Here is a 22,763-nt window from a genome sequence, read left to right on the forward strand (position 1 = left end):
TTCCCTTAACGAAACATTTGGTAGGATATGATTTTTAGTGTAATTTTGCAGGCTCGGTAAGGAACGAGCTTTTAACTTGTGAATAATTATGAAAGTACAAGAGATCATAACGGCTTTGGAAGGGATAGCGCCTTTGCATTACGCCGAAGATTTTGACAATGTGGGCTTACTCACAGGCGATGCCTCGGCTGAGGTGCAAGGGGTGCTGATCACCTTAGACACGCTTGAAGCGGTTGTAGATGAGGCTATTGAGCGCAATTGTAACTTAATCGTGAGTTTTCACCCTATTATTTTTAAGGGTCTGAAGTCGCTTACAGGTAAGACGTATGTGGAGCGGGTAGTGATGAAGGCTATCAAACACGACGTTGCCATTTACAGTATGCATACAGCGCTTGACAATCAGCTGAATGGAGTGAATGCAACTATTTGCGATCGTCTGGGGTTGAGTGGTAGGAAAATTCTCATTCCTCAAGGGCATACGATCCGCAAACTGATTACTTATGTGCCTCACGCAGATGCTGAGAAGGTGCGACAATCGCTTTTTGCTGCTGGTGCGGGGGCTATCGGCAATTACAGCGAGTGTAGTTTTAACTTAGAAGGGGAAGGCACTTATAAAGGCAATGAGCTATCGCATCCGACCCTCGGCGAGCGGGGAGTGCTACACACTGAGGGTGAAACGCAAATAGGGGTTATCTTCCCTAAACACCTACAAGGACAGATTGTTAGCGCTATGTGGCAGGCTCACCCATATGAAGAAGTGGCTTACGAAATTTATACCTTAGAGAACACACATCAAGGCTTGGGTATGGGTATGATAGGAGAACTGAGCGAGGCAATGGAAGAGACTGCTTTTCTCGCTTATGTAAAGGAGCAGATGGGAGCAAGCTGCATTCGGCATTCGGCTTTACGGGGTAAAGCAGTAAAAAAGGTGGCTGTATTGGGCGGCAGTGGTGCTTTTGCCATTGGGGCTGCTAAGGCAGCGGGTGCAGATGCTTTTGTGAGTGCTGACTTTAAATATCACGATTTTTTTACTGCTGAAGGGAAACTGTTACTTGCTGATATTGGGCACTTTGAGAGTGAACAGTTCATAAAAATGTTTTTATTTGATGCTCTTTCAAATATTTTTTGTAATTTTGCATTTTCAATATCAAACATAGATACAAATCCTATCAAATATTACAGTTAAGTATGGCACAGAAAGTAGTGGATAACTCAGTAGAAGAGAAATTAAGAGCATTGTACGACTTACAGCTTATTGATTCGCAAATTGATGAATTGCAACACGTGCGCGGCGAGCTACCTTTGGAGGTTGCAGACCTTGAAGATGAGGTAGAAGGCTTGAAGAAACGCCACGCAAAATACAAAGAAGAGCTGGACGCTTTGCAAAAGGGTATTGCAGAGAAAAAGACTAAGATTGAGGAGGCTAAGGCTCTGATAAAGAAGTATAGTACGCAACAGAAGAACGTGCGCAACAACCGCGAGTATACCTCGCTGGGGAAGGAAATAGAGTTTCAGGAATTAGAAATCCAGTTGGCAGAAAAGCGCATCAAAGAAGGGAAGGCACAGGTAGACCAAAAGAAAGAGGCTATCAAGCAGGTAGATGAGAAGAAAGCACAACGCGATGCGCACCTAAAACACAAGAAGGCTGAACTGAGCACTGTACTGGGTGAGACAGAGAAAGAAGAAGCCTTCCTACGTGAGAAAGCTGAAGAGTATGCTTCAAAGATTGAAGACCGCCTGTTAAAGGCTTATACGCGCATCCGCAACAGTGTGATGAACCGTATGGCAGTAGTGCCTATACAGCGCGGTGCCTCAGGAGGTTCGTTCTTCACAATTCCACCACAGGTGCAGATGGAGATCGCTTCACGTAAGAAAATCATCACTGATGAACACAGTGGGCGTATTTTGGTAGATTCAGGTTTAGCCACAGAAGAAAAGGAAAAGATGCAGGCGATCTTTGATAGCTTCAAATAGCTTTTCGTGAGAAATATAATACTTTACATAAGTGCATTGCTGATGAGTTTGCCTGTTCTATCGCAAGAGAAGGACGGGAAGATAAAGCGCATTGAGATAGTGTATGGAGGTGAATTCACTATTGACAATGTGAAATATCCAGGGGCAACCATCTTCAAATCGGACGGGCAGCGGGTGCAGTTTCGCCACCAAGGGCTGGACGTGTGGTGTGATATAGCTGTGCTTTTTGAGGCCAAAAATGAAGTGATTGCCAACGGGAATGTTGTGTTACAACAGGGTGACACCCTGCAAATGAACAGCGACTATGTGCAATACAAAGGGAATGCTAAAACAGCAGTGGCACGCAAAGGGGTAGTATTGCGCAATGGCAATATGACCTTGGAGACTGAAGAACTGTTCTTTGACAGAAATAAGCAGGAGGCTTACTACAATAACTTTGGCAAGATCACCGACCCTGAAAACGAGCTTACCAGCAAGACGGGCAAGTATTATGTAACGACTAAAAAGAACCAGTTCACCAACTCAGTAAAGATTGTCAATAAGGACTTTACGGTGCAATCGCAAGTGCTGGATTACTACCATACCTCAGGGAATGCTTATTTGTATGGACCTACGACTATTAAAGGTGCCGACTACTCTATCTACTGTGAACGTGGCTATTATGACACGCATCGGCAGTTAGGCTATTTTATGAAGAAAGCTAAGATAGATTACGACCTTAAAACACTGAAGGGTGACAGTTTGTACTTTGATAAGAGGAGACAGTTCTCATCGGGCACTAACAATATTGTGATATTGGACACGGTGAACAAGACCTTCGTGAAAGGGCACTACGGCGAAATCTACAAGGCTAAGGATTCGATGTTTATCACGAAAAAGGCTCTTGTGATTACCTTAGTGGAAAAGGACTCAATGTATATGCACGGGAAGCGTATCTTGGTCACTGGCAAGACTGGACATAGGGTGATAAGAGCGTATCCCGATGCTCGGATCTATAAAAGTGATATGCAAGCGAAGTGTGATTCAATACATTCACAGGAGGATAATGGATTGACACAGATGGTGGGGAGACCCGTAGCGTGGACAGGTGAAAGCCAGATGACGGGTGATAACATCCACTTGATTGCCAATACAAAGACACAGCAATTGGATTCGCTGAAAGTATTTAATAATGCCTTGGTAGTAGAAAAGGACTCTCTGGGCGATGGCTATAACCAAGTGAAAGGTAAATTTCTCTATGGAAAATTCAAGAAGAATGTGCTGAGGCAAATTGACTTTTTGCAGAATACAGAGTCGATCTACTATGTATATAACGACGCAAAAGAATTGGTAGGCATCAATAAACTGACGTGTAGCCATATTAAGATATATTTGAATAAGGATCAGCAGATTGAGCAAACCGTATTTATTACACAGCCGTCGGGTAACTTATACCCAGAAGAGAAGCTACACGTGAATGACCGTAAGTTCAAAGAGTTCATATGGCGTGGTGATGAGAGGATCCATAGCAAGGAAGAGATATTCAGCGATAGCGAGAAAGCTATTAAACCTAAGAATATCAAGGGAATGAAAACTCCAGAGGAGATTGATGCAGATGAAAATGAGCTGCTAAAAACATCTGAAAAAGGAAAAGAAAAAGGGCAAATAAAAGGCGCTAAATAAACTTTTGGCATCTTTATTGCAGGTATATCAGAAATAATACGTATCTTTGCAAGAAGTAGAGATTAATTAAAAACAAACTATATGAAAAAGTTATTTATCACAATGTCGGTGTTGAGCATTTTAGCAACATCGTGTGTTTCAAAAAAGAAGTATGCTGAACTTGAAGCGCGTAACAAGCAAACAGAGGATTTGCTTAATTCAGCTACCGTAAAACTCAATATGTGCTTGGATGATAAGAATCAATTGGCATATAAACTTGAGAGTTTGAAGAACCAAAATGATCTCTTAAAAGAGAATAACCAACAGCTCATTAATAATATGGGGAACCTTACAACTCTTACCCAAAAAGGAGCTGAGAACTTAGAAAAATCATTGGAAAGCTTGCGTGAGAAAGATTTAACTATCCGCAATTTGCAAGATGCACTTACCCGTCGTGACTCAGTAAACTTAGCTTTAGTACAAAGCCTGAAGGGTTCATTGGGTAACCTTGACGACCAAGATGTAAACATCAGTGTAGAAAAAGGAGTTGTATTTATTAACATCTCTGATAAAATGCTATTTAGCAGTGGTAGTTACAACATCTCAAAGAACGCAAAGTCAGTACTTGAAAAAGTGGCTAAGGTGGTAAAAGCTAAGCCTGACTTTGAAGTAATGGTAGAGGGTCACACTGATAATGTACCTATCAAGAACAGTTGCTTACGCGACAACTGGGATTTGAGTGTGATGCGTGCTACAGAGATCGTGCGTGTACTGCAAAAAGATTTTGGGATTGCTCCTGAACGTATGACTGCTGCAGGTCGTAGCCTTTACGTTCCTTTGGACAGCAATTCAAGTGCTGAAGGACGAGCAAAAAACCGTCGTACACGTATCGTAGTAATGCCTAAACTTGATCAATTTACGAATATGATTGAACAAGGGCTAAAAGATCCTGCTATTGCAGGGAAAAACAAAAAGTAATTTTTAAAATCCATAAAACAAACAAAAGGCTTGGGCAAAATACCCAAGTCTTTTTGTTTTTAGCAACATTTAACTACTTAGAATCAAGCATATACAAGAAATGATAAATAAACATCAATAATTGATAACTTCCATTAGGCCTCTATTTCATTACTTTGCAGCGTAGAAATATTAATACAGTAAATTCATAAAAGCCTGTTAAAAAATAAATATTTCTTTGTATATAAAGTTTTTTATTGTACCTTTGCAAAATAAAGTACCCTCGAAATGATTTAGGTTATGTTTAAAAATTGTCTTTTATACCTACTCATCCTGTGTATGAGTACAGCTTTTGCACAGCGTAAATACACTTTAAGTGGTTTAATTACCGATGCCTCAAATGGAGAGAAACTCTTAGGGGTAAACCTTATTGTAAAGGAGCTTACCACTGGTACAGCTTCAAATGAATACGGTTTTTACTCCATCACTCTACCCGAGGGAAAATATACTATTTCAGTGGAATATATTGGTTATGGTACCATCAAAGAAGAGATTACTCTACAAGGAAATATCCGCAAGAATTTCTCATTGAAACCAGAAGATATCGTACTATCAGCCGTAGAAGTTACAGGGCATAGTACTTCACAGAAAACGGAAGTACGAAAGCCTGAGATGAGCGTTACAGCTATACCTATTGCTACCATCAAAAAACTACCTGTATTGGTTGGTGAGGTGGACATCGTCAAAACGCTGATGCAGATGCCTGGCGTGAGTAATGCTGGTGAGGCTTCCTCAGGATTCAATGTGAGAGGAGGTGCTGCCGATCAGAATTTAGTGCTTCTTGATGAAGCAACGATTTTCAATGCATCACATCTCTTTGGTTTTTTGAGCGTCTTCAACGCTGATGCTATACGTGATATGAAGCTATACAAAGGAGGGATTCCAGCACGCTACGGAGGGCGTATTTCATCCGTATTAGATGTGTATCAAAAAGAAGGTAATAAGAATACTTTTGCTGGGACAGGAGGTATTGGAGTGCTCTCATCGCGTCTGTTATTAGAAGGACCTTTAGTGAAGGAAAAAGCCTCTTTCCTCATTGGAGGGCGTGCCTCTTATGCCCATCTGTTCTTAAAACTAACAGACAATCAAAACTCTGCTTATTTCTATGATTTGAACACCAAACTCTCGTATCAATTAGGGCAAAACGATGCACTCTATCTCTCAGCTTATTTTGGTCGTGACCATTTTAAGCTAAGTGATAACCTCACAAATGCCTATGGAAATATGTTTGCCAATCTGAGATGGAACCACGTTTTCAGCCAGCAGCTCTTCGGCAATCTCTCTGCTATTTATAGTAATTATGACTATCGTTTTGACTTCAATATGCTGGATATGCGCTGGAACTCAGGTATTGAGAATTTCAACCTTAAATATGATTTCAAGCACTATCTCTCTGAGCGTTTTAAGTTAGGATACGGGATGCAGCTATTGCAATACATTTTCAAACCTGGAGAAATCATCCCTACTTCTCCTTCCTCCACTATTAAAGAAAAACGATTAGCTAATAAATACGCCTTAGAGAATTCGTTTTATATTGATGCCGAGCACAAGCTCACCAAGGCGTTATCCCTCTCGTATGGGCTACGTTTCAGCTCCTTCTACCACTTGGGGAAGGAAACAGTGAATGTATATCAGAACAACAGCCCTGTACTGTTCAACACAGCCCGACAAGTATACTACAAAGCTGAACCTATAGGCACAAAGTACTACAAAAGCGGTAAGATTATGGATCTATTCAGCTATTTTGAACCTCGCTTCACCGCTGCTTATGCCTTTTCGGATACAAAGTCTATCAAAGCCAGCTACGCGCGTACAGTGCAGTATATACACCTGATTTCCAACACTACTTCCCCTACTCCATTAGATGTATGGACACCAAGTGGTGAGTTTATCGACCCACAGTTAGCCCATCAGTACGCCTTAGGCTATGCTTCTAACTTCCACGATGATGATTACAGCTTAGAAGTCGAGGGCTATTACAAAACCGTCGATAACCGATTAGACTACATCGACGGGGCAGACCTAATTGCCAACGAAGCCATTGAGAGAGTACTCCTCAAAGGACATAGCAAGGCTTATGGGCTGGAAGTGTTGCTACGTAAGAACACAGGTAAACTCACCGGTTGGATCGCTTACACACTCTCCACATCACAGATGCAAACTCCAGGTCGTACCCCTGAAGAAAGCGGAATCAACAATGGCGATTGGTATAACACTACTTACGACAAGCCACACGATCTATCTATCTCAGCTACTTATGCTGCCTCACCCAAGTGGACTTTCGGAGCTATCTTCAACCTACAATCAGGCTTACCAACAAACTACCCCGTGGGAAAATATAACTACTTAGGCGAATCCGTAGCCGTATACAGCAAGCGCAATGAATATCGCTTACCTACTTATCACCGCTTAGACCTTTCGGCTACCTACACTCCTCAAAGGCAAAACAAACGTTGGAAAAGCGAATGGACTTTTGGCATTTACAACGTCTACAACCGCAAAAATGCCGTGTCCGTATCTTTCCGCGAAAACAAAGATACCCACGCTAACGAGGCAGTACGACTTTCTATCTTTGGGATCATCCCCAGTGTAACCTATAATTTTAGTTTTTAGTGATGAGAAGATTTATTTATTTCATAAGTATAAGTACCCTCCTCCTTTCCTGTGAGGACGTCATTGATTTAGACCTTGATACAGCTGAAAAAGAACTGGTGATTGATGCTCGCATTGATTGGCAAAAGGGCGAGTCAATAGCCTACCCAGTGGTAGATTTGAGCTATACAACTTCGTATTTTGGCAAAGAAAACTCTCCTGCAATTGCTGACGCGACTATCACCCTAAAAACAGCAAGTACTACCCATACCCTCACTCTGTGGGATGGCACTAGCACGCTTACCTCTGAGATTGGCACATTGAAAGGCGGTAGCCGTTATGTGCTTGCCTCTGGGATTACCCCTAAAATAGGAGAAACTTACGAACTCAGCATCAAAGTAAACAACAAAGAGTACCACGCTAAGGCTAAGATGCTCGAAGCTCCTGTGATTGACCCCAAACGCATTGTACAGAAAGAAAATAGCGGTTTGGCGGGCGACCAAATAGAGCTAAAAGTGTACTTCGACGGAATTGATGATAAAGTAGCCAATGCCTACTTAGTACACCTTGAAAATCCACAGGATACGAAGCAAAATCGCTATGGTACTTTAGATAATAACTACATTGCTAACAACAAGTTTTACTTCACTACTTTTGCTGTTTTCTCTGACTTAAAGGCAGGGGATAAAGTAGACTTCACTTTATACCGTATCAGCCCTGAATACAAGGAGTATATCAATTTTGTGCTCAGAGATATGCGTGGAGGAGGCAGCTTTACCATTCCTGCGCGCTTTCACGGCAATATCATCAACACAGCCAACCCTAAGGATAACCCACTGGGAGCATTTCGTGTAAGTCAGTACTCCAAACTAACCTATACAATTAAATAACCTCTTAATCATCATAGTAAGTGCTGCGCTGTTGTTGTGAGTACGACAGCCACTTAAACTGCACTAAGAACTCGTGTGAAGAGCGCGATTGTAGGTTGAGATGCGTCTGGAAATACGTCTCAAAGCCGTAGCCTACACGTAGGTAATACCTCGGTATATCAAAAAATACATACGCATTAAAGGCTTTCTCAGTACGAAAAGTAAGCCCAAGCTCTGCACGGTCTAAGAAGTTGCCAGCCAAAGTCATATCAATATTAGGCTTCTCACCCTGAGCAAAGCGTGCCTGCACCATTGGTTTTACAGTAAAATCAGGTGTCGGACGCAGATACATCCCCGCCAAAGTGTAAAAGCGCATCTGTGCTGATACTGCGGTCATCTTATCACCATCCATACGCACATCATCAGAGGCAAGCATATTAGGCACTGAAAAACCTATGTAGAAATCAGGATGCTCGTAATACAAGCCTGTGCCTACATTTGGCTGAAAGCGCCCCGAGACATTCTCCAAATAAGGATTGTAGAGATACTCCGTAGGGTGCAAGCGATAGCCATTATAGAACGTATTATACTGATTGTTATAGTAATACGCCTGATTCGCATCAATATCAAAGAGGTCGCCCCCGCCCTTTATCCCAGCTACCAATCTTGAGGTAAGCGATATAGGGATTGCATACGAGAAATCGAGCCGTATCATACGTTGCTTCTGTATAAACACCTCGTTGCTCGCAATTGAAAATCCCAGCCCTACCCTTTCACTAAGGCGATGCGTAGTGAGCAGCGTCTGCGTCTGTGGAGCTTCGGTCATTCCACGCCACTGGTTACGGATATTCACCGAAATAGTATGCCCGCGCTCTGTGCCCACTGCTGCTGGGTTTACCAAACTCTGCTGTTGGTTATAGAAAACATAAGAAGGCGCCACACTCTGGGCACTCACCCCTGAGGCTATCAAACTGAATATGATAAGAAACTTCTTCATTGTTCATTTGTTTTTACAGGGCAAAGGTACAATATTTTCCCTGACTTGTAATCCCTTTAATTATAAAAATCTTGTAAAAATACTTTGCAAAAGCAACTACTTCGCACTGAACGACAGTCGCGGGTCGGCAACCGTCTGCACATCAGTAAATTGCTCTTCTTTATACTTATAATAGCCTACAATCCCTATCATCGCTGCGTTATCAGTGCAGTATTCAAACTTAGGAATATAAGTATGCCAACCGCACTTCTCGCCCAAAGCAGTCAGTGCTGCGCGTATCCCTGAGTTCGCCGATACCCCACCGCCGATGGCTACCTCCTTGATACCCGTTTGCTTCACCGCTTTGAGCACTTTCTTCATCAGTATATCCACGATCGTCTGCTGCACCGAAGCACAGATATCAGCGAGGTTTTCCTGCACAAAATTAGGATTGATTGCCGTCTGCTTCTGTATGAAGTATAATATCCCCGTCTTCAAGCCTGAGAAACTGAAGTTAAGTCCCTCAATGTTAGGCTTATTAAACGTAAAAGCCTTCGCGTTGCCTTCACGAGCATACTTATCAATCAAAGGACCTCCGGGGTAAGGCAACCCCAATATCTTAGCAGTCTTATCAAAAGCCTCTCCTACTGCATCATCGAGCGTCTCACCGAGCACTTCCATTGAAAAATAGCTATTTACCTTCACTATTTGCGTATGCCCACCACTGATAGTCATTGCTAAAAATGGAAACGACGGCTTGCGCTGCCCCTCATCGATAAAATGCGCAAGGATATGCGCCTGCATATGGTTCACTTCAATCAGCGGAATGCCTAAGCCCATCGCCAGCGATTTAGCGAAGGAAGTCCCTACGAGCAACGACCCCATCAACCCTGGTCCGCGAGTAAAAGCAATCGCACTCAGGTCAGTTTTGCGAATACCAGCCTTTGCAATCGCCTCAGAGACCACAGGCACAATATTCTGCAAGTGCGCCCGCGAAGCCAGCTCAGGCACCACCCCACCGTAACGCTGGTGTACCGCCTGCGAGGCAATCACATTCGAAAGCACTTTATCCCCGCAAAGCACTGATGCTGAGGTATCATCACACGAGGATTCAATAGCCAATATACACGTATCTTCCATTCTCTAACTTTAAAAGCGCAAAGATACAAAAAAGAAATGAGAAATAAGAAGTCAGGGGTCAGAAATGAGAAGTCAGAAATGAGAAATCAGAGATCAGAGGGCAGTAAGTAGAGAGCAGTGTGATTGCGGTATAGGCTGACTCCTGACCTCTGACCTCCCCAAAAAAAAATGAGCCATTATCCATTGCACATTATAAATTATTTATTACCTTTGCCGCATCTTTTTAACAATACCGCAACACAACACCATCTCTCAACTTTCTAACCACTAATCCCTAACCTCTAACCCCTTCTCGTAAGAGAAACCTAAGAACAAGGTAAGAGCTACGTAAGAGCAACTACGGTTGCAATACGGATGCAGTACGGACAATGTACGGATGATATTCCCCTCTCCAACCCTCCATTTTACTACGCTCCAAGCATCAAACCTTATTTTAAAATACACAACAATTAGCTCATTTCATTAAGAAAAACGCAAAATGTAACGAACACAGCTCTATCAGCCCTGATCACCCCCTCTTCTTTCCATATACCGAATACTACAATATTAAGCATTGTAGACTAATTATCAACACTATACACCTAACGGACAAAAATATTTTACGTTATCTCACTCAAACATTTGGCAGTTTCGGATATTCTTTCTATTTTTGTCGGAAAATAACGTTTACAGAAGTCAGAGGTCAGCAAGCAGAGATCAGCAAGCACTTCTCACTGATCCCTGCTCTCTAACCCCTGACCTCTGATCCCTAAAAACTAACTATATGAATTTACACGAGTATCAAGGAAAGGAAATCTTATCGAGTTTCGGGGTGCGCACCCAACGCGGTATCGTAGCGCAAACCCCAGCAGAGGCAGTGGAAGCCGCCAAAACCCTCACTGAGCAAACAGGCACCGCGTGGTATGTAGTGAAAGCGCAAATACACGCTGGCGGGCGCGGCAAAGGCGGTGGCGTAAAGCTCGCTAAGGGGCTTGACAAGGTAGAAGGCCTCGCCTCAGAGATCATCGGGATGCACCTCATCACCCCACAGACACCCCCCACAGGCAAAGAAGTGCACCAAGTGCTCATCGCCGAAGACGTCTACTACCCTGGCGAGAGCGAACCCTCAGAGTTTTATATGTCCGTACTGCTCAACCGCGCCAAGGGCAAGAATATGATAATGTATTCCACTGAGGGCGGTATGGATATAGAGAAGGTCGCCGCCGAAACGCCTCATCTCATCTTCACGGAGGAAATCGACCCCACAGTGGGCTTGTTGCCCTTCCAAGCACGACAGATCGCCTTCAACCTCGGGCTATCGGGCGAGGCACATAAGGAAATGGTAAAATTCGTTACTGCACTCTATAAGGCGTATGTAGCTTCCGATTCGAGCCTGTTCGAAATCAACCCCGTGCTGAAAACTTCTGATAATAAAATATTAGCGGTGGACGCCAAGGTAGTGCTTGATGACAATGCCCTCTATCGCCACCCTGAATATATGGCTTATCGCGACCTGCGCGAGGAGAACCCTATTGAGGTGGAAGCCAAAGCAGCAGGGCTCAACTATGTGGCACTCGACGGCAATGTAGGCTGTATGGTCAACGGAGCGGGCTTGGCGATGGCTACAATGGATCTCATCAAGCAGGCAGGCGGCTCACCAGCTAACTTCCTCGATGTGGGCGGCACCGCTGACGCTAAGCGCGTGGAGACAGCCTTCCGCATCATACTGAAAGACCCCAAAGTAAAAGCCATTTTGGTGAACATCTTCGGCGGGATTGTCCGTTGCGATCGTGTGGCACAGGGCATTGTGGACGCCTACAAGAATATAGGCGATACCATTAAAGTGCCTATCATCGTGCGACTGCAAGGCACCAATGCCGAAAAAGCCAAAGAACTCATCGACAACTCAGGCTTATCGGTACACTCAGCCATCCTATTCCAAGAGGCAGCCGATAAGGTAAAGGAAGTACTCAAATAAGAGAAAGTTTTAAATTGTTCATAGTAAGAAACAGCCCGCTCAGTTTCCTGAACGGGCTGTTTTTATTTGAGGATTATCAATATCCTACCTCACTATTTACAAGATTTTACATAATCATCAACGACTTTTACCAAGCCTTCTTTGGTAGCTACTTCGTAGGTTGCAAAGTTTAAAGCGCCACATTTCACATATTTATCAAACAGCTCCTTAACCTTCTCAGGTGATTTCTTGCCAAACATCCCTTTATCACCTAAATAAATAGCTTTTTCTTGATTGGCGAGCTTCAAATAACACACCTCAGGTCTTAGCACCTGCGCAAGAACATAATTACCATCCTTTTCATAGATAATTTCAAAGAACTGAGCCCGATTATCCAAGAAACTCAGGTCGTTTGTATTACCACTAACGGCACCATCTTCCATACTTTTAACGCCTAAAAAGCGCCTATCACCCACACCAAAGATCACGTTTTTATTTGCCTTGTAGTAGGTAGCCTTTTTTCCTTCTTGCTCTTTTATGCTTACTGTACCTCCGTAGTTGGTAGCATCAGCCATCCCTGGTTGTCTTTTGAGTTTAGCATCAATAGACTCAAATTCAATGGTAACAAGCCCTTCTTTCTTTTCGCCTGTCTTAGGGTCAATTATATAGCCCTGTACATCGTAAATATTCGCTGAGGTCGCTTTTGCCTTATCTTCTAACGCCTTATCCTGTGCTGCCATAGCATCATTAACCCCTTTTGTATAAGCATCTACTTGCTCCTTCATATTGCCCAAGGTATACCCATTGAAATACAAAGCTCTTACAAAACGATCAGCTATTTCCTCCCCAAATGCGCTATCGGAATACTTCACATCAGGGACTACAAACTCCTTCCCGTCATACGTCTTAAAGGTGCAATCTGCGGGTTTATTAGTTTGTAACGTTGAGAAATGCAGTTCAGCGATTTTAAACTTATTTAAGTCGCCTACTGCATAAGCGGCAGTATGATCGTTGATGGTCTTTTTGGTTATGTAACCTATGGCCTTCCCTTTAGCGGTAATTGTTCCTTTTTCAACTTTGAGAGAAACCTCTCTTGCAAGTTCATCTTCTTTCTGTCGCTGAGCTTTGATAGCCTCTTTTCGCTCATCAATTAGCTTTGAGATACTCCTATCTTCGTGGTCAAAGAAAGAGGCTATCTTTTCAGCATTCACCCCATCAAGAGTTATGAGTCCTGCCTCACTTTTGATGAGCCCTTCAACAGTCATTTTCTCATAGCTCAGGGTAAAACCTACCTTTCCCATTTCCATCTCGCGAACTACACCATTCTGCCCTTTGATTTCGAGCCAGAACTTACTAGGATCCACATTGCCTAAAGGCGTGCGACTGGTAGCTATTGCAGAAAAAAGAGGCGTACCCGATAGGTCAGAAAAGAGATACATCTTATCCTTCTTCTCCACTTTGGCAATAGGGCGCTTATCAACTAATATTTGCCCTTTCTTAACACTGATATCCTGTGCCCAAGTCATAGACACGAGGTATATCGCTACAAAAAATGTTAGAATTCTTTTCATTGTTTAATTGACTTTTTCTATATGAAATTAACGCCACAAAAGTATATAAATACTGAATAATAGTAAAACTTTTTACCATTTATTTTTATTTCTCCTGTAGTACCCTGAGCACTGCTTGGTAATTCTGCTGCACTTGTGGAGTATTCATCCCTAATTTAAGGGCTTTTTCATAGGCCTTTTTAGCTGCTGTGTAGTTCTTCTCTTCGGTGAGGAGCAGCGCCTTGTAATAGGCTATCTGTGGATTGGAGGGTGCTCGCTTCTCAGCGGCATCAAGACACTGCCAAGCCTTAGCCTTCTGCTGCAACTGGCTGTAAAGAATTGCTAAATTCAGGCGTAAATAGTTCAGTGATGGATCTTTGGTGAGTGCCCGCTCATAGAAGAGAATTGCCTTCTGGGGGGCGCCCATCTGGGTGTAGTAATCGCCTGCTGTAGCTGCCCCCACAGGAAAGTCAGACTGCGAAAGCACAAAGGTTTCGTACTCAGTAAGGCGCTCACGTCCCTGAGGAAGTGCCTCTACTCCTGCCCTACCCTTCTGTGTGAGCCATAGGTTGGTAGCAGCAAGCCTCACCGCTCTTACAGGTTCGGAAAGTAGCGGCAACACCTTAGCCTCCTCACCCTGAATGCTAAAATTGCCAAGGGCTATAACAGCACGGTAGCGTGTCTGAGGGTCGGTGCTAGTGAGCTGTGTTACGATAGTGCGAAAGCTCTCAGGGGTGTGTAGCCCACCTAAGTAGTGGGTGGCAGTAGCTTTGATAATCGCAGGTGTGGCAGGGTCAGAAAGCAGTTTTGCCAAGTGGGCGTAGCTCTGTTTATCACGACGACTGCCGAGTATCAAATCCTCAGCAAAATGGGGCTTGCGTACATTGCCATACCACTTCTTGACTGCCTCAGCTGTCCAACGCGCCGACTTACCGGTGTGGCAATCATTGCAGGCGTTAGGAACAGCATACTTTTCGCTCAGGTCAGGACGCGGCACCTTGAAGTTATGGTCGTGACGCACATCGTTACCCATATAAGTGCGAGTGGGCATATGGCAATGACGGCAATCGGAGGCAGCTGTGCCCTCCTTGTGAAAGGTGTGCTGAGTGCTTGCGTAGGTCTGGGAATGGCATTGCAGGCAGAGCCCATTGCCCTCAATCTTCACCTTACCTGTATGCGGGCGGTGACAGTCGGTGCAGCGCACTCCAGCGTGGAACATCTTGCTTTGGAGAAAAGAAGTGTATTTGTAGACCTCATCAAAAGCCTGTCCATCAGGGTAATAAATGGCTACTGCGGGTATCTCAGGAATGTAGTTATCAAGAAACTCACTCGAAGGGGTATGGTATTGGGTTGTCTCGCCACGACGCGCGTGACAAGCGCCGCAGGTGTTGAGTTGCTGCTTCTGGCTATGAGCCTCTTGCAGACTGATGAATAGCTCTTTACTTCCTTTTTTATAGGCAGCATCCTTCACCCAAGCGATGTGCTTTTTGCCTGCCCCGTGGCAACTCTCACAGCCAACAGTAAGCTCGCTGTAATCGGTAGTGTAGGTGTCGTGCAGAGGGTTGTAATTCTTATGTAGGTTGGTGCTGTGGCAAGAGGCGCACATTAGGTTCCAGTTCTGCGAGGCATTCGTCCAGTGGAAATAGTCGTCAGGAGCTATCTTTTGCCCTGCATACTGATGAAACCACTTGCCTTTACGGCTGTCCCAACTCTGGCGGAGCACCTGCATCTTACCTCCTTGAAAAGCAACCAAATACTGCTGAAGAGGATAATAGCCAAAGGTGTAGCTCACTTCAAAGTCAGCGTATTTGCCGTCTGCCCCTTGGGTATTGACGTAGTACTTATCGCCTCGCTTGAAGAAGTGTGAAGTGATGCCGTCGGCAGTGTAGGAAGCATTGTCAAAGTCGCCTAAAACAGTCTCCGTTGTGGGGCGCTGCATTGCCTTGAAATGGTCGGAAGCCTGCCAATCGGCAAAAGCCTTGGGGTGACACTCTTTGCAAGAGGCAGAGCCTGCGTAGGCTTCTGGCATTGATGCAATACGTTTGGGCACAGCACTGTACTGCTCATCAGAGAGGTAGTACTTGATGAGTAATAGGGCGGTGCCTAATACGGCTATTAAAAGTAATGCAACGATTATCTTTCGTTTCATCAGTGGAGGTTGCGTTAATGGGTAATCTCTTCGTTTTTAGTTTTACGTTTTTAATATTGTGTATTGCTTTGTATGGGATTATGACCTACCCATTCTATACTGCTTGTCCGTTACCGATCCGTTTGGGGTTCGTTCGGGGGGCGCAGTGCGAGGATGAGCGGTATGGTTATTTCTTTTGGATTTCTTTTTGAAGGTAGTCAGCCATACTTTTACCCCAATGTGGACTGTTGGGAGTCTTTGGGGTGAACTTTGCTAACTTCTCAAAGGCTTGTGCCAATACGGGCTTAGCTTTCTCAGCACCACCACCGAAAACCTTGGGTGTGTGATAGATACCCACGGCACGCACGATATAAGGTCGGGGGTTATCGGGGTTGAGTTGGATCGCTTTTTGGAGGTATTGACCGCTGGTGCGCCCGTACTTGCTGCCACGCATCATAGGATTAACGCGCACTTTTGAGGAGTAGAGGTAGGCATAGAGGGTCGCAATCTCTGAGGGATCGGCAGTGGGTTGCTTTTCGGCGAGTTTGAGGTATTTCTCAGCTTCGTCGCAGAAGCTATCAATAGTGCTGCCTTCGGAGAGTTCGGCTAAACGCACATTGGTGTAGGCAGCGTAGTAATTGGCGAGCCAGTTATTAGCATCGGCAAGGGCAATACGTTGAAAATCATTGGCGAGGGTTTGCAAAGAGGGCTTGTCGTAAGTGCGATCGAGGGTTTGTATTTTCTCGGTAAGAGCGGCTTCGATGTCCTGTGCCCCAGCGGTAAAGCTCAGCAGAAGGATTATAGAGGTTATGATGTATTTTTTCATCTGATAAATATTTATTTGATTATTAATGCGACAAAGGTAGGCAGAAAGTAGCAAACTCACAAATCTTTTATTCAAAAAGCAATCTTCTTGGGTAGAATTTCAGTTGTTTTCGTGTGGGAAGTGTGTACGTAAAGTTCTTTTTATCAGTATAGTTACGTTCTGTTACAAGTTTTTTTCAAGTTTTTATTTGGTAGGTTGGCGAAATAGTCTTTCCTTTGCATTGCATAGTCAATGATGGGATATGTTTTTTTTCTAAATTAAGTAATCAGATGAGATATTTTACGTTGTTACTGCTGTTATACAGTTCATTTTCAGCTGCTCAGGTAACGATCAAGGGCGTAATAGTCGACGAACGCCATAAGCCCGTAGCGGGTGTAAATGTGTTTCTGCAAGGCACTATCGAGGGTACGAGCACAGATGAGGCAGGTGCTTTTTCGTTTGTCAGTCGGCAGAAGGGCAAGGCTGTACTGATGTGTATGCACCTCTCAATGAAGGATGTAGCTATTCCGTTTGAGATCAGCGGCGAGGTGAAGCCATTCCAGATTGTGATGGAGGAAAAGGCTTCTGAGTTAGAGGAAGTGGTGGTAAGTGCGGCTACTTTTGGCATCAGCGATAAGCAACAGGCGACGGTGCTCAACCCGATGGAAGTGCAGAGTACGCCGAGTGCCGATGGGGGCATCACAGGGGCGGTGGTTACGCTGCCTGGTACCCAACAGGTGGGCGAGAGCGGACAGGTGTTTGTGCGTGGAGGTAGCGGCGACGAAACAAAGGTTACCATCGATGGGCTCAACATCCCTAATCCTTACTACGCTGGCGTACCCGATGTGGCACAACGCAGTCGCTTTTCGCCCCACCTCTTCAAAGGGATTGTCTTCAATACAGGCGGCTATTCGGCACAGTTCGGCGAGGCACTTTCTTCCGTATTGGTATTGGAAACCAAGGATCAACCTTCGAAACCGTCGGCTACGGTGGCACTAATCCCTTATGGGGCACTCGTGGGCAAGGAGTGGCTCAATAAGCGGGAGACCACTTCGTGGGGCGGAATGGTGGGCTATTACAACTTTAAGCCTTATTACGAGCTTATCAAACAGAATGTCGAGTGGCTCAAAGCCCCTGAGACGGTTACCTTCTCGGGGACGTTCAGGCAAAGTACGGGTGGCAACGGTATCTTGAAATGGTATGGCTTTGGCAATTGGACGCGTCAGGCTACTGCCCGCGAGAGCTTGCAACACTGGGGCACTCGAGAGCGCTATGAGTCCGATGACACTAATGGCGTCTCTCTGGTTACTTACACCCGCGATATTGCCCCTGAGTGGCGTATGTACGCGGGCTATGGACTGCATTTCGACCGCAATAAGGTTAGCGAAAGCCACACCCACAGCGATGCTTACACCCTGCACCAACAGTTCCGCCTGATGACCTCGGGCAAGCTCACGCGTTGGCTCAAGGCAGAAGTGGGCACCGAAGGTTTTACCTATAACGACGACCAGCTGAGCGACTACGAAACTGCCCTTTGGGCTACCACCTCGTGGCAACTGAGTCGCAAGTGGATACTGCTGGCGGGCTTGCGCACCGAGTACGACGATGTGCTGAGCAAGGCAGTGGTGTTGCCGCGCTTTTCAGTAGCGTACAAAACGGGGCGTTATCACCAGCTGAATCTCTCGGCAGGCGATTACAGCCAAAAACCTGCCTACAACTACCTCGCCCTCGATCGCCATCTGGACTACCAACGGGCACGGCACTACATCGCCGACTTCCAGTACGCCCACGAGAAGCGTTTTCTCCGCGCTGAGGTGTACTACAAGGACTATCGCGACCTGCTGCTTTACCCTACGCCTACTACCCTTAGCAATGGTGGCGAAGGCTATGCCACGGGCTTTGACTTCTTCTGGCGTGATGGCAAGAGCATTAAGGGGTTAGACTATTGGGTGTCGTATACCTACCTCGATACGCAACGCCGCTACTTGCGTTACCCGGTGGAGGCACAGCCTACCTTTGCCACACCTCATACGGCTCATTTGGTGGTGAAGTATTTTATTGAAAGCGCAGGGCTTTTCTTCGGAGCCTCGTACACGGTAGCCAGCGGTCGCCCTTATGAGAACCCTAATAACCCTGTTTTTCTTGCCGATAGAACGCCGACGTATCAGAATACGAACTTCAATGTAGCCCTCTTGCGCAAGTGGGGCAATACCTTCAACACTTTTGTGCTCTCGGTGAGCAATGTGCTGGGCACTAAGCAGGTGTTCAACTACCGCTACACCCCCGATGGAGCGCACCGCATCGCCGTTGGTTTGCCTTACGACCGCGCCTTTATGATCGGTTGGTTTATCAGCATAGGACAGAACCGCTCGCAGGAAGTGTTAGACCAATTGCAGTAGTCAGTTTTGAGTTCTCAGAGCAGGAATTATGCGTTAATCGTGTGTTAATTAACATTCTTTTAACATCTCAACTGTGTAAAAATTACTACCTTTGCGCCCAGCAATGTTTTTAGGGCTGCTTACAGTCTGTTTTTATCTAATAAGTACAATGTTTTTCTAATGTTTCTAACACTATGGGCAAGAAGTATTTTTTCTTAATTTTAGTTTTTGCACTCAGCACTTTTTTGTATTTTGCAAAAGCACAAACATCACAACTCAGCAAGGAGAAACAGCTGGCATTAAAGCAGGCTGAGCTGAATATCCGCGAGCTCTACAGCGACATCGGCTGCCCCCAATACGGGCTGAGCTTCGAGGCTTTTCGCTATGCCTACATAGGCTATCAAACCCTTCGCAAACAACACCGCTTAAATGACAAAGAACTTTTTTCTATCATCGACTTTACGAAGGACTGCAATACCAAGCGTTTCTACACCATCGACTTGGAGAAGATGAAAATCATCTACTTCACCTACGTATCGCACGGCAAGAACAGCGGCGATAAGCAGCCTACCTCCTTCTCCGATGTGGTGGATTCTAACAAAAGTAGTCTTGGGTTTTATATCACAGGCAATACTTACAATGGCAGCAAGGGCTACAGCTTGCAGCTCCACGGCGATGAAAGGGGCTACAACAGCAACTTGGCAAAGCGCGCGGTGGTGATCCACTCTGCTGATTACGCCAATGAGGACTATATCCTCCGCCACGGGCGAATGGGCAGAAGTCTTGGTTGCCCCGCCTTGCCTGAAAATATCTACAAACAGGTGATTGAGACCATCAAAGAGCGCACGATGATTTTTGCGTATTACAATGATGCTAAGTATCTCAGCAGCTCAAAATACCTCAATGTGCTGAAACTTATCGACGACGAGTCGGTGTTTTAGAAATACACAAACCATTCATTTTCAACGTATTTACAAAACGTCTCGCATTTTCCTTTAACTTTTTTTCGGTAAATATTTTTATTGTATGAGAAAAAGTTGTAGTTTTGTGCGCTTATTAGGATAGAATTTTATGGAAAAATTTGGAGACGTCATCAATGTAAAAACGCCTGTGCTAATTTGTTTTTATGCAGAATGGAACGAGGCGTCAACGTATATGAATGCTGTGCTACGTGAAATAGTTACCATCTTGCGCGACCGTGTGAAGGTGGTAAAGATTGATGTGGATAAGAATAAAGAGCTCACGAAAGCCTTAAAAGTGAACAACTTGCCCACTACGATCATCTTCAACAAACAGAGCTTGATATGGCGCAGTGAAGGTTTCCAAGACAGCGAAGTGCTGATGATGGAACTCAACAAGTTCTTCTAAGGGGCAGTGTAGTGGTGAATGAGCAGCCCTACGACCAAGTCATAACTATCAATGCCTTGCTGTTGTTTATTGGCTTTTAAGAAGGCGTCATAGCTCGCCTTGAAGACGGGCTCAGCCTTATTCTCATACTGCTGCCAAAAGCGGCGCACCTCACGGTAATTCTCAAGAATGCCTTGGGGTATTTTTATGCCTATTTCTTTGTATTTCTCAGGGTTTACTACCGCTATTTCATTCAGGAAATGACGCAACGCAAACAGTTCTGCACTGTACTTAAAATAAGGACTATCGGCTTTTTCAGCGGCTAAATAACCTAAATAATTGGCTTCTTCTTCGGCGGCATAGCCCATCTGGTGGGCAATTTCGTGGCAGGCGGTTACGGGCTTGGAGTAGCCGACCATCTTACCGTTTATCTGCGACTCGTTAGTGAAAGGGTTCAGGTAGCCACTGTAGCCCATATAAGTGAGCAAGGTGCTATAAAGCGACGACTTCACGCTCTTGCAACTGCTAAAATCGCTAATGCCGGTTATCCCCAGCGGATAAGCCTTATGGGCAAGGGCATAAATCTCTTTATTGGATAGGTTAAAATCTACTTTTACGCTATCGTTGGGGGCTAATTGCTGGTGCAATGCTATTGCCCTCTGCAAGCAATGCTCAGTAGCACTGTACAGTTCCTCCTCGGTATAAGTGGTTTTGACCCCCAAAGTGGTTGCCAATGGCACTCTGAAATAGTTAAACCCCCAGAGAAAAAAGAAAGCACAGGCAGTGCTCATCAGCAGCAATAGGGTTTTATCGAGCCATAGCAAGGGTTTTTGCCATAGATATTTAATATTTTTGACAAAAAGGTAGATGATATACGCAAAAAAGAGTGTGTAAAACACATCACCCATAGAAAAAGATATCCATCCTAACAAAAAGTGTTCTACTTTTGCAATGTTAGGATAGATACCTTTACTATATAGCCGCTCAGTGAGTGTGGGATAGTTGCGAGAGAGCCCCCACAACCCTATCAGCACGGTATAGAATACGTATTTTAAACTAAATTTATTTAGCTTGCTGCTTCTGCTGGTCATCGCCTTCTAACTCTCTTTCAAATTGCTTTACGTCTTTGAGAAGGTCGATGATCTTATCGGTAGTTTCCTTCTTATAAACCTCAATAGGGATTTCAACCTTGGTGTATTCCCAGCGGATTACAAGGTTCATCTTATCGTTAGAAATGCTCTCAAACGAAAATTCAAGTGCTTCTTGCAGGTCTTTGGTTTGGCTTACGGGCACTTTGAACTCAATGGCGTTCTCATTAGGGTCGTAGCTGTAAGCCCCCCATGCGTGTGCATCGTAGTTGAGCACTACTGTCCACTGTTGGGCTTCAGGGGTTACGAAGATGGCATACGAGCCTTTCTTTACGGGCTTTCCACCGAACTTCACAGGTTGTTGAAAGGTGATGTTGGTAGCCTCATTCGCTCCGAGGCGCCAAATCTTTCCATAAGGCACCAATTCACCAAAAATCTTACGTCCACGCACACTCGGGCGACCGTAGTCCACGCGCACTTGGCTTATGGAGAACTGTTGAGTGATGGTCTGCCGAGGGCTTGCCATTGGGGAGGTAAAGCCTTGTGCATAAGTGGCACTTCCGATTAAGAATAGTGCGATGATAATCAGTTGTTTCATATTCTTTATTCGAAATTAAGATTGATTAAGAAACCTCTTGTTTGTATCTTGTTCACGTTGCTTGTCCACGGACTATTGGGGTCGCGGTCGGGGGTAAGCTCGTTATTGAGCGAGAAGAGCATACGCAGTGAAGGCGACATTCTGAAATAAGGCGTATAGAGGTCGAGCCCCAAGCCAAATTCATAGAAGAATACGTTGCGTGTAGCCCTAAATGTTTTCTCGGAGTTGTCGATATTCAGGTTGGCATTGCTGCTGAGGTTGAACACCATCGAGCCCCCTGCGGTGATATAAGGCTTCACATTGTACCAACGCTTAGCACTGAACTTGAACAGCAAAGGGATGTAGATGTAAGTGGACTGCACTTCGCGCTTGGCATCGTTCTCGTTGTTGAAGCCTGGGAATACGAGCACACGCTTGTTGTAGACCAAGCCTGGTTCGATGCGCAAATCGATAAAGTCAATAAGCCGCGCTGAGCCCGTAAGCCCCACATTGAAGCCAAGGTTGCGGTCGATTTGTATTTCGCGTAGGCGTGAGGTTTGGTAGTTCAAGTCCTTGTAATCAATCTTGAAGTCGAAACCGTTGGCACCGAAGTAGTAGCCCCATTGGAAGGGCTTTTCATCGAAGTGCTCCAAGTTTTCTAATGGCTCTTTAAACTGAGCATACGCGCCTTTTATACCTAATATCAAAAAGATACATAAAGTTATTTTTCTAAGCATTTTCTTTT

At 44.9% G+C, this 22,763-nt stretch carries 18 protein-coding genes; 10 read left to right on the forward strand and 8 right to left on the reverse strand.

The window, feature by feature from the left end; all coding sequences use genetic code 11:
* Nucleotides 1-88 precede the first annotated feature (88 nt).
* The 6 genes from AXF12_RS10660 to AXF12_RS10685 all read left to right on the forward strand — a co-directional run bounded on the left by AXF12_RS10660 (nt 89) and on the right by AXF12_RS10685 (nt 8,114).
* Nucleotides 89-1,186 carry a Nif3-like dinuclear metal center hexameric protein gene (locus AXF12_RS10660; protein WP_066430997.1) on the forward strand — a complete coding sequence of 366 codons (1,098 nt, stop codon included), beginning with the start codon at nt 89-91 and terminating at the stop codon, nt 1,184-1,186.
* A 2-nt stretch (nt 1,187-1,188) separates the two neighbouring features.
* Entirely contained in the window at nt 1,189-1,974 is a 786-nt protein-coding gene (locus tag AXF12_RS10665) for a zinc ribbon domain-containing protein (protein WP_066431000.1), read from the forward strand.
* Nucleotides 1,975-2,016: 42 nt separating this feature from the next.
* Nucleotides 2,017-3,636, forward strand: a complete 1,620-nt coding sequence (locus AXF12_RS10670) for an OstA-like protein (RefSeq protein WP_066431003.1) — start codon at nt 2,017-2,019, stop codon at nt 3,634-3,636.
* Nucleotides 3,637-3,717: 81 nt separating this feature from the next.
* Entirely contained in the window at nt 3,718-4,593 is an 876-nt protein-coding gene (locus AXF12_RS10675) for an OmpA/MotB family protein (protein ID WP_066431005.1), read from the forward strand.
* Nucleotides 4,594-4,872: 279 nt separating this feature from the next.
* Nucleotides 4,873-7,245, forward strand: coding sequence for a TonB-dependent receptor (locus AXF12_RS10680; protein ID WP_066431007.1), 2,373 nt, complete (start codon nt 4,873-4,875; stop codon nt 7,243-7,245).
* A gap of 2 nt (nt 7,246-7,247) precedes the next feature.
* Complete coding sequence (locus tag AXF12_RS10685; RefSeq protein ID WP_066431010.1) at nt 7,248-8,114, forward strand: DUF4249 family protein; 867 nt, start codon at nt 7,248-7,250, stop codon at nt 8,112-8,114.
* 4 nt (nt 8,115-8,118) lie between these two features.
* Here the strand turns inward: AXF12_RS10685 and AXF12_RS10690 are convergent, their stop codons facing one another.
* Nucleotides 8,119-9,090: a PorP/SprF family type IX secretion system membrane protein gene (locus tag AXF12_RS10690; RefSeq protein ID WP_066431013.1), complete on the reverse strand. Its 972-nt coding sequence runs from the start codon at nt 9,088-9,090 to the stop codon at nt 8,119-8,121.
* 96 nt (nt 9,091-9,186) lie between these two features.
* On the reverse strand, nt 9,187-10,209 hold the full coding sequence (gene tsaD, locus AXF12_RS10695) for a tRNA (adenosine(37)-N6)-threonylcarbamoyltransferase complex transferase subunit TsaD (protein ID WP_066431014.1): 1,023 nt from the start codon (nt 10,207-10,209) through the stop codon (nt 9,187-9,189).
* A gap of 763 nt (nt 10,210-10,972) precedes the next feature.
* On the opposite strand from tsaD, the gene sucC reads away from it, so the two are divergent.
* Nucleotides 10,973-12,166 carry an ADP-forming succinate--CoA ligase subunit beta gene (sucC, locus tag AXF12_RS10700; protein ID WP_066431017.1) on the forward strand — a complete coding sequence of 398 codons (1,194 nt, stop codon included), beginning with the start codon at nt 10,973-10,975 and terminating at the stop codon, nt 12,164-12,166.
* Nucleotides 12,167-12,258: 92 nt separating this feature from the next.
* Here the strand turns inward: sucC and AXF12_RS10705 are convergent, their stop codons facing one another.
* The 3 genes from AXF12_RS10705 to AXF12_RS10715 form a co-directional block, all read right to left on the reverse strand.
* Nucleotides 12,259-13,716 (reverse strand): hypothetical protein, encoded by a 1,458-nt coding sequence (locus AXF12_RS10705; RefSeq protein ID WP_074860890.1) that lies wholly within the window; start codon nt 13,714-13,716, stop codon nt 12,259-12,261.
* An 85-nt stretch (nt 13,717-13,801) separates the two neighbouring features.
* On the reverse strand, nt 13,802-15,844 hold the full coding sequence (locus tag AXF12_RS10710; protein WP_066431023.1) for a multiheme c-type cytochrome: 2,043 nt from the start codon (nt 15,842-15,844) through the stop codon (nt 13,802-13,804).
* 166 nt (nt 15,845-16,010) lie between these two features.
* On the reverse strand, nt 16,011-16,649 hold the full coding sequence (locus AXF12_RS10715) for a hypothetical protein (RefSeq protein WP_066431025.1): 639 nt from the start codon (nt 16,647-16,649) through the stop codon (nt 16,011-16,013).
* A 269-nt stretch (nt 16,650-16,918) separates the two neighbouring features.
* Here AXF12_RS10715 and AXF12_RS10720 point away from each other — a divergent pair, with 269 nt between their 5' ends.
* The 3 genes from AXF12_RS10720 (at nt 16,919) to AXF12_RS10730 (ending at nt 20,374) form a co-directional block, all read left to right on the forward strand.
* Nucleotides 16,919-19,027: a TonB-dependent receptor gene (locus AXF12_RS10720; protein WP_066431028.1), complete on the forward strand. Its 2,109-nt coding sequence runs from the start codon at nt 16,919-16,921 to the stop codon at nt 19,025-19,027.
* 173 nt (nt 19,028-19,200) lie between these two features.
* On the forward strand, nt 19,201-19,947 hold the full coding sequence (locus tag AXF12_RS10725; protein WP_066431030.1) for a murein L,D-transpeptidase catalytic domain family protein: 747 nt from the start codon (nt 19,201-19,203) through the stop codon (nt 19,945-19,947).
* Nucleotides 19,948-20,077: 130 nt separating this feature from the next.
* A complete protein-coding gene (locus AXF12_RS10730; protein ID WP_066431033.1) occupies nt 20,078-20,374 on the forward strand; it encodes a thioredoxin family protein in 297 nt (98 codons plus the stop codon).
* On the opposite strand, the gene AXF12_RS10735 is transcribed toward AXF12_RS10730, so the two are convergent.
* The 3 genes from AXF12_RS10735 to porT are packed head-to-tail and all read right to left on the reverse strand — an operon-like array spanning nt 20,371 to nt 22,755.
* Nucleotides 20,371-21,444, reverse strand: coding sequence for a DUF3810 domain-containing protein (locus AXF12_RS10735; protein WP_066431042.1), 1,074 nt, complete (start codon nt 21,442-21,444; stop codon nt 20,371-20,373). The genes AXF12_RS10730 and AXF12_RS10735 overlap by 4 nt on opposite strands.
* The gene (locus tag AXF12_RS10740) at nt 21,416-22,039 is read right to left on the reverse strand and encodes a DUF2911 domain-containing protein (protein ID WP_082752996.1); all 624 of its coding nucleotides are present in this window, start codon (nt 22,037-22,039) and stop codon (nt 21,416-21,418) included. The genes AXF12_RS10735 and AXF12_RS10740 overlap by 29 nt, the downstream gene beginning before the upstream one ends.
* 5 nt (nt 22,040-22,044) lie before the next feature.
* Nucleotides 22,045-22,755: a type IX secretion/gliding motility protein PorT/SprT gene (gene porT, locus AXF12_RS10745; protein WP_066431044.1), complete on the reverse strand. Its 711-nt coding sequence runs from the start codon at nt 22,753-22,755 to the stop codon at nt 22,045-22,047.
* Nucleotides 22,756-22,763: the final 8 nt, after the last annotated feature.

The sequence above is a fragment of the Capnocytophaga haemolytica genome (genome assembly GCF_001553545.1).
GTDB classification, from domain to species: Bacteria; Bacteroidota; Bacteroidia; order Flavobacteriales; family Flavobacteriaceae; genus Capnocytophaga; species Capnocytophaga haemolytica.

Coding starts and splice junctions, on each gene's coding strand:
- AXF12_RS10660 (WP_066430997.1), top strand. CDS start 89: ATGAAAGTACAAGAGATCATAACGGCTTTGGAAGGGATAGCGCCTTTG.
- AXF12_RS10665 (WP_066431000.1), top strand. CDS start 1,189: ATGGCACAGAAAGTAGTGGATAACTCAGTAGAAGAGAAATTAAGAGCA.
- AXF12_RS10680 (WP_066431007.1), top strand. CDS start 4,873: ATGTTTAAAAATTGTCTTTTATACCTACTCATCCTGTGTATGAGTACA.
- AXF12_RS10710 (WP_066431023.1), bottom strand. CDS start 15,844: ATGAAACGAAAGATAATCGTTGCATTACTTTTAATAGCCGTATTAGGC.
- AXF12_RS10735 (WP_066431042.1), bottom strand. CDS start 21,444: ATGACCAGCAGAAGCAGCAAGCTAAATAAATTTAGTTTAAAATACGTA.
- AXF12_RS10690 (WP_066431013.1), bottom strand. CDS start 9,090: ATGAAGAAGTTTCTTATCATATTCAGTTTGATAGCCTCAGGGGTGAGT.
- AXF12_RS10730 (WP_066431033.1), top strand. CDS start 20,078: ATGGAAAAATTTGGAGACGTCATCAATGTAAAAACGCCTGTGCTAATT.
- AXF12_RS10670 (WP_066431003.1), top strand. CDS start 2,017: ATGAGTTTGCCTGTTCTATCGCAAGAGAAGGACGGGAAGATAAAGCGC.
- porT (WP_066431044.1), bottom strand. CDS start 22,755: ATGCTTAGAAAAATAACTTTATGTATCTTTTTGATATTAGGTATAAAA.
- AXF12_RS10725 (WP_066431030.1), top strand. CDS start 19,201: ATGGGCAAGAAGTATTTTTTCTTAATTTTAGTTTTTGCACTCAGCACT.
- AXF12_RS10685 (WP_066431010.1), top strand. CDS start 7,248: ATGAGAAGATTTATTTATTTCATAAGTATAAGTACCCTCCTCCTTTCC.
- AXF12_RS10720 (WP_066431028.1), top strand. CDS start 16,919: ATGAGATATTTTACGTTGTTACTGCTGTTATACAGTTCATTTTCAGCT.
- AXF12_RS10675 (WP_066431005.1), top strand. CDS start 3,718: ATGAAAAAGTTATTTATCACAATGTCGGTGTTGAGCATTTTAGCAACA.
- tsaD (WP_066431014.1), bottom strand. CDS start 10,209: ATGGAAGATACGTGTATATTGGCTATTGAATCCTCGTGTGATGATACC.
- AXF12_RS10740 (WP_082752996.1), bottom strand. CDS start 22,039: ATGAAACAACTGATTATCATCGCACTATTCTTAATCGGAAGTGCCACT.
- AXF12_RS10715 (WP_066431025.1), bottom strand. CDS start 16,649: ATGAAAAAATACATCATAACCTCTATAATCCTTCTGCTGAGCTTTACC.
- sucC (WP_066431017.1), top strand. CDS start 10,973: ATGAATTTACACGAGTATCAAGGAAAGGAAATCTTATCGAGTTTCGGG.
- AXF12_RS10705 (WP_074860890.1), bottom strand. CDS start 13,716: ATGAAAAGAATTCTAACATTTTTTGTAGCGATATACCTCGTGTCTATG.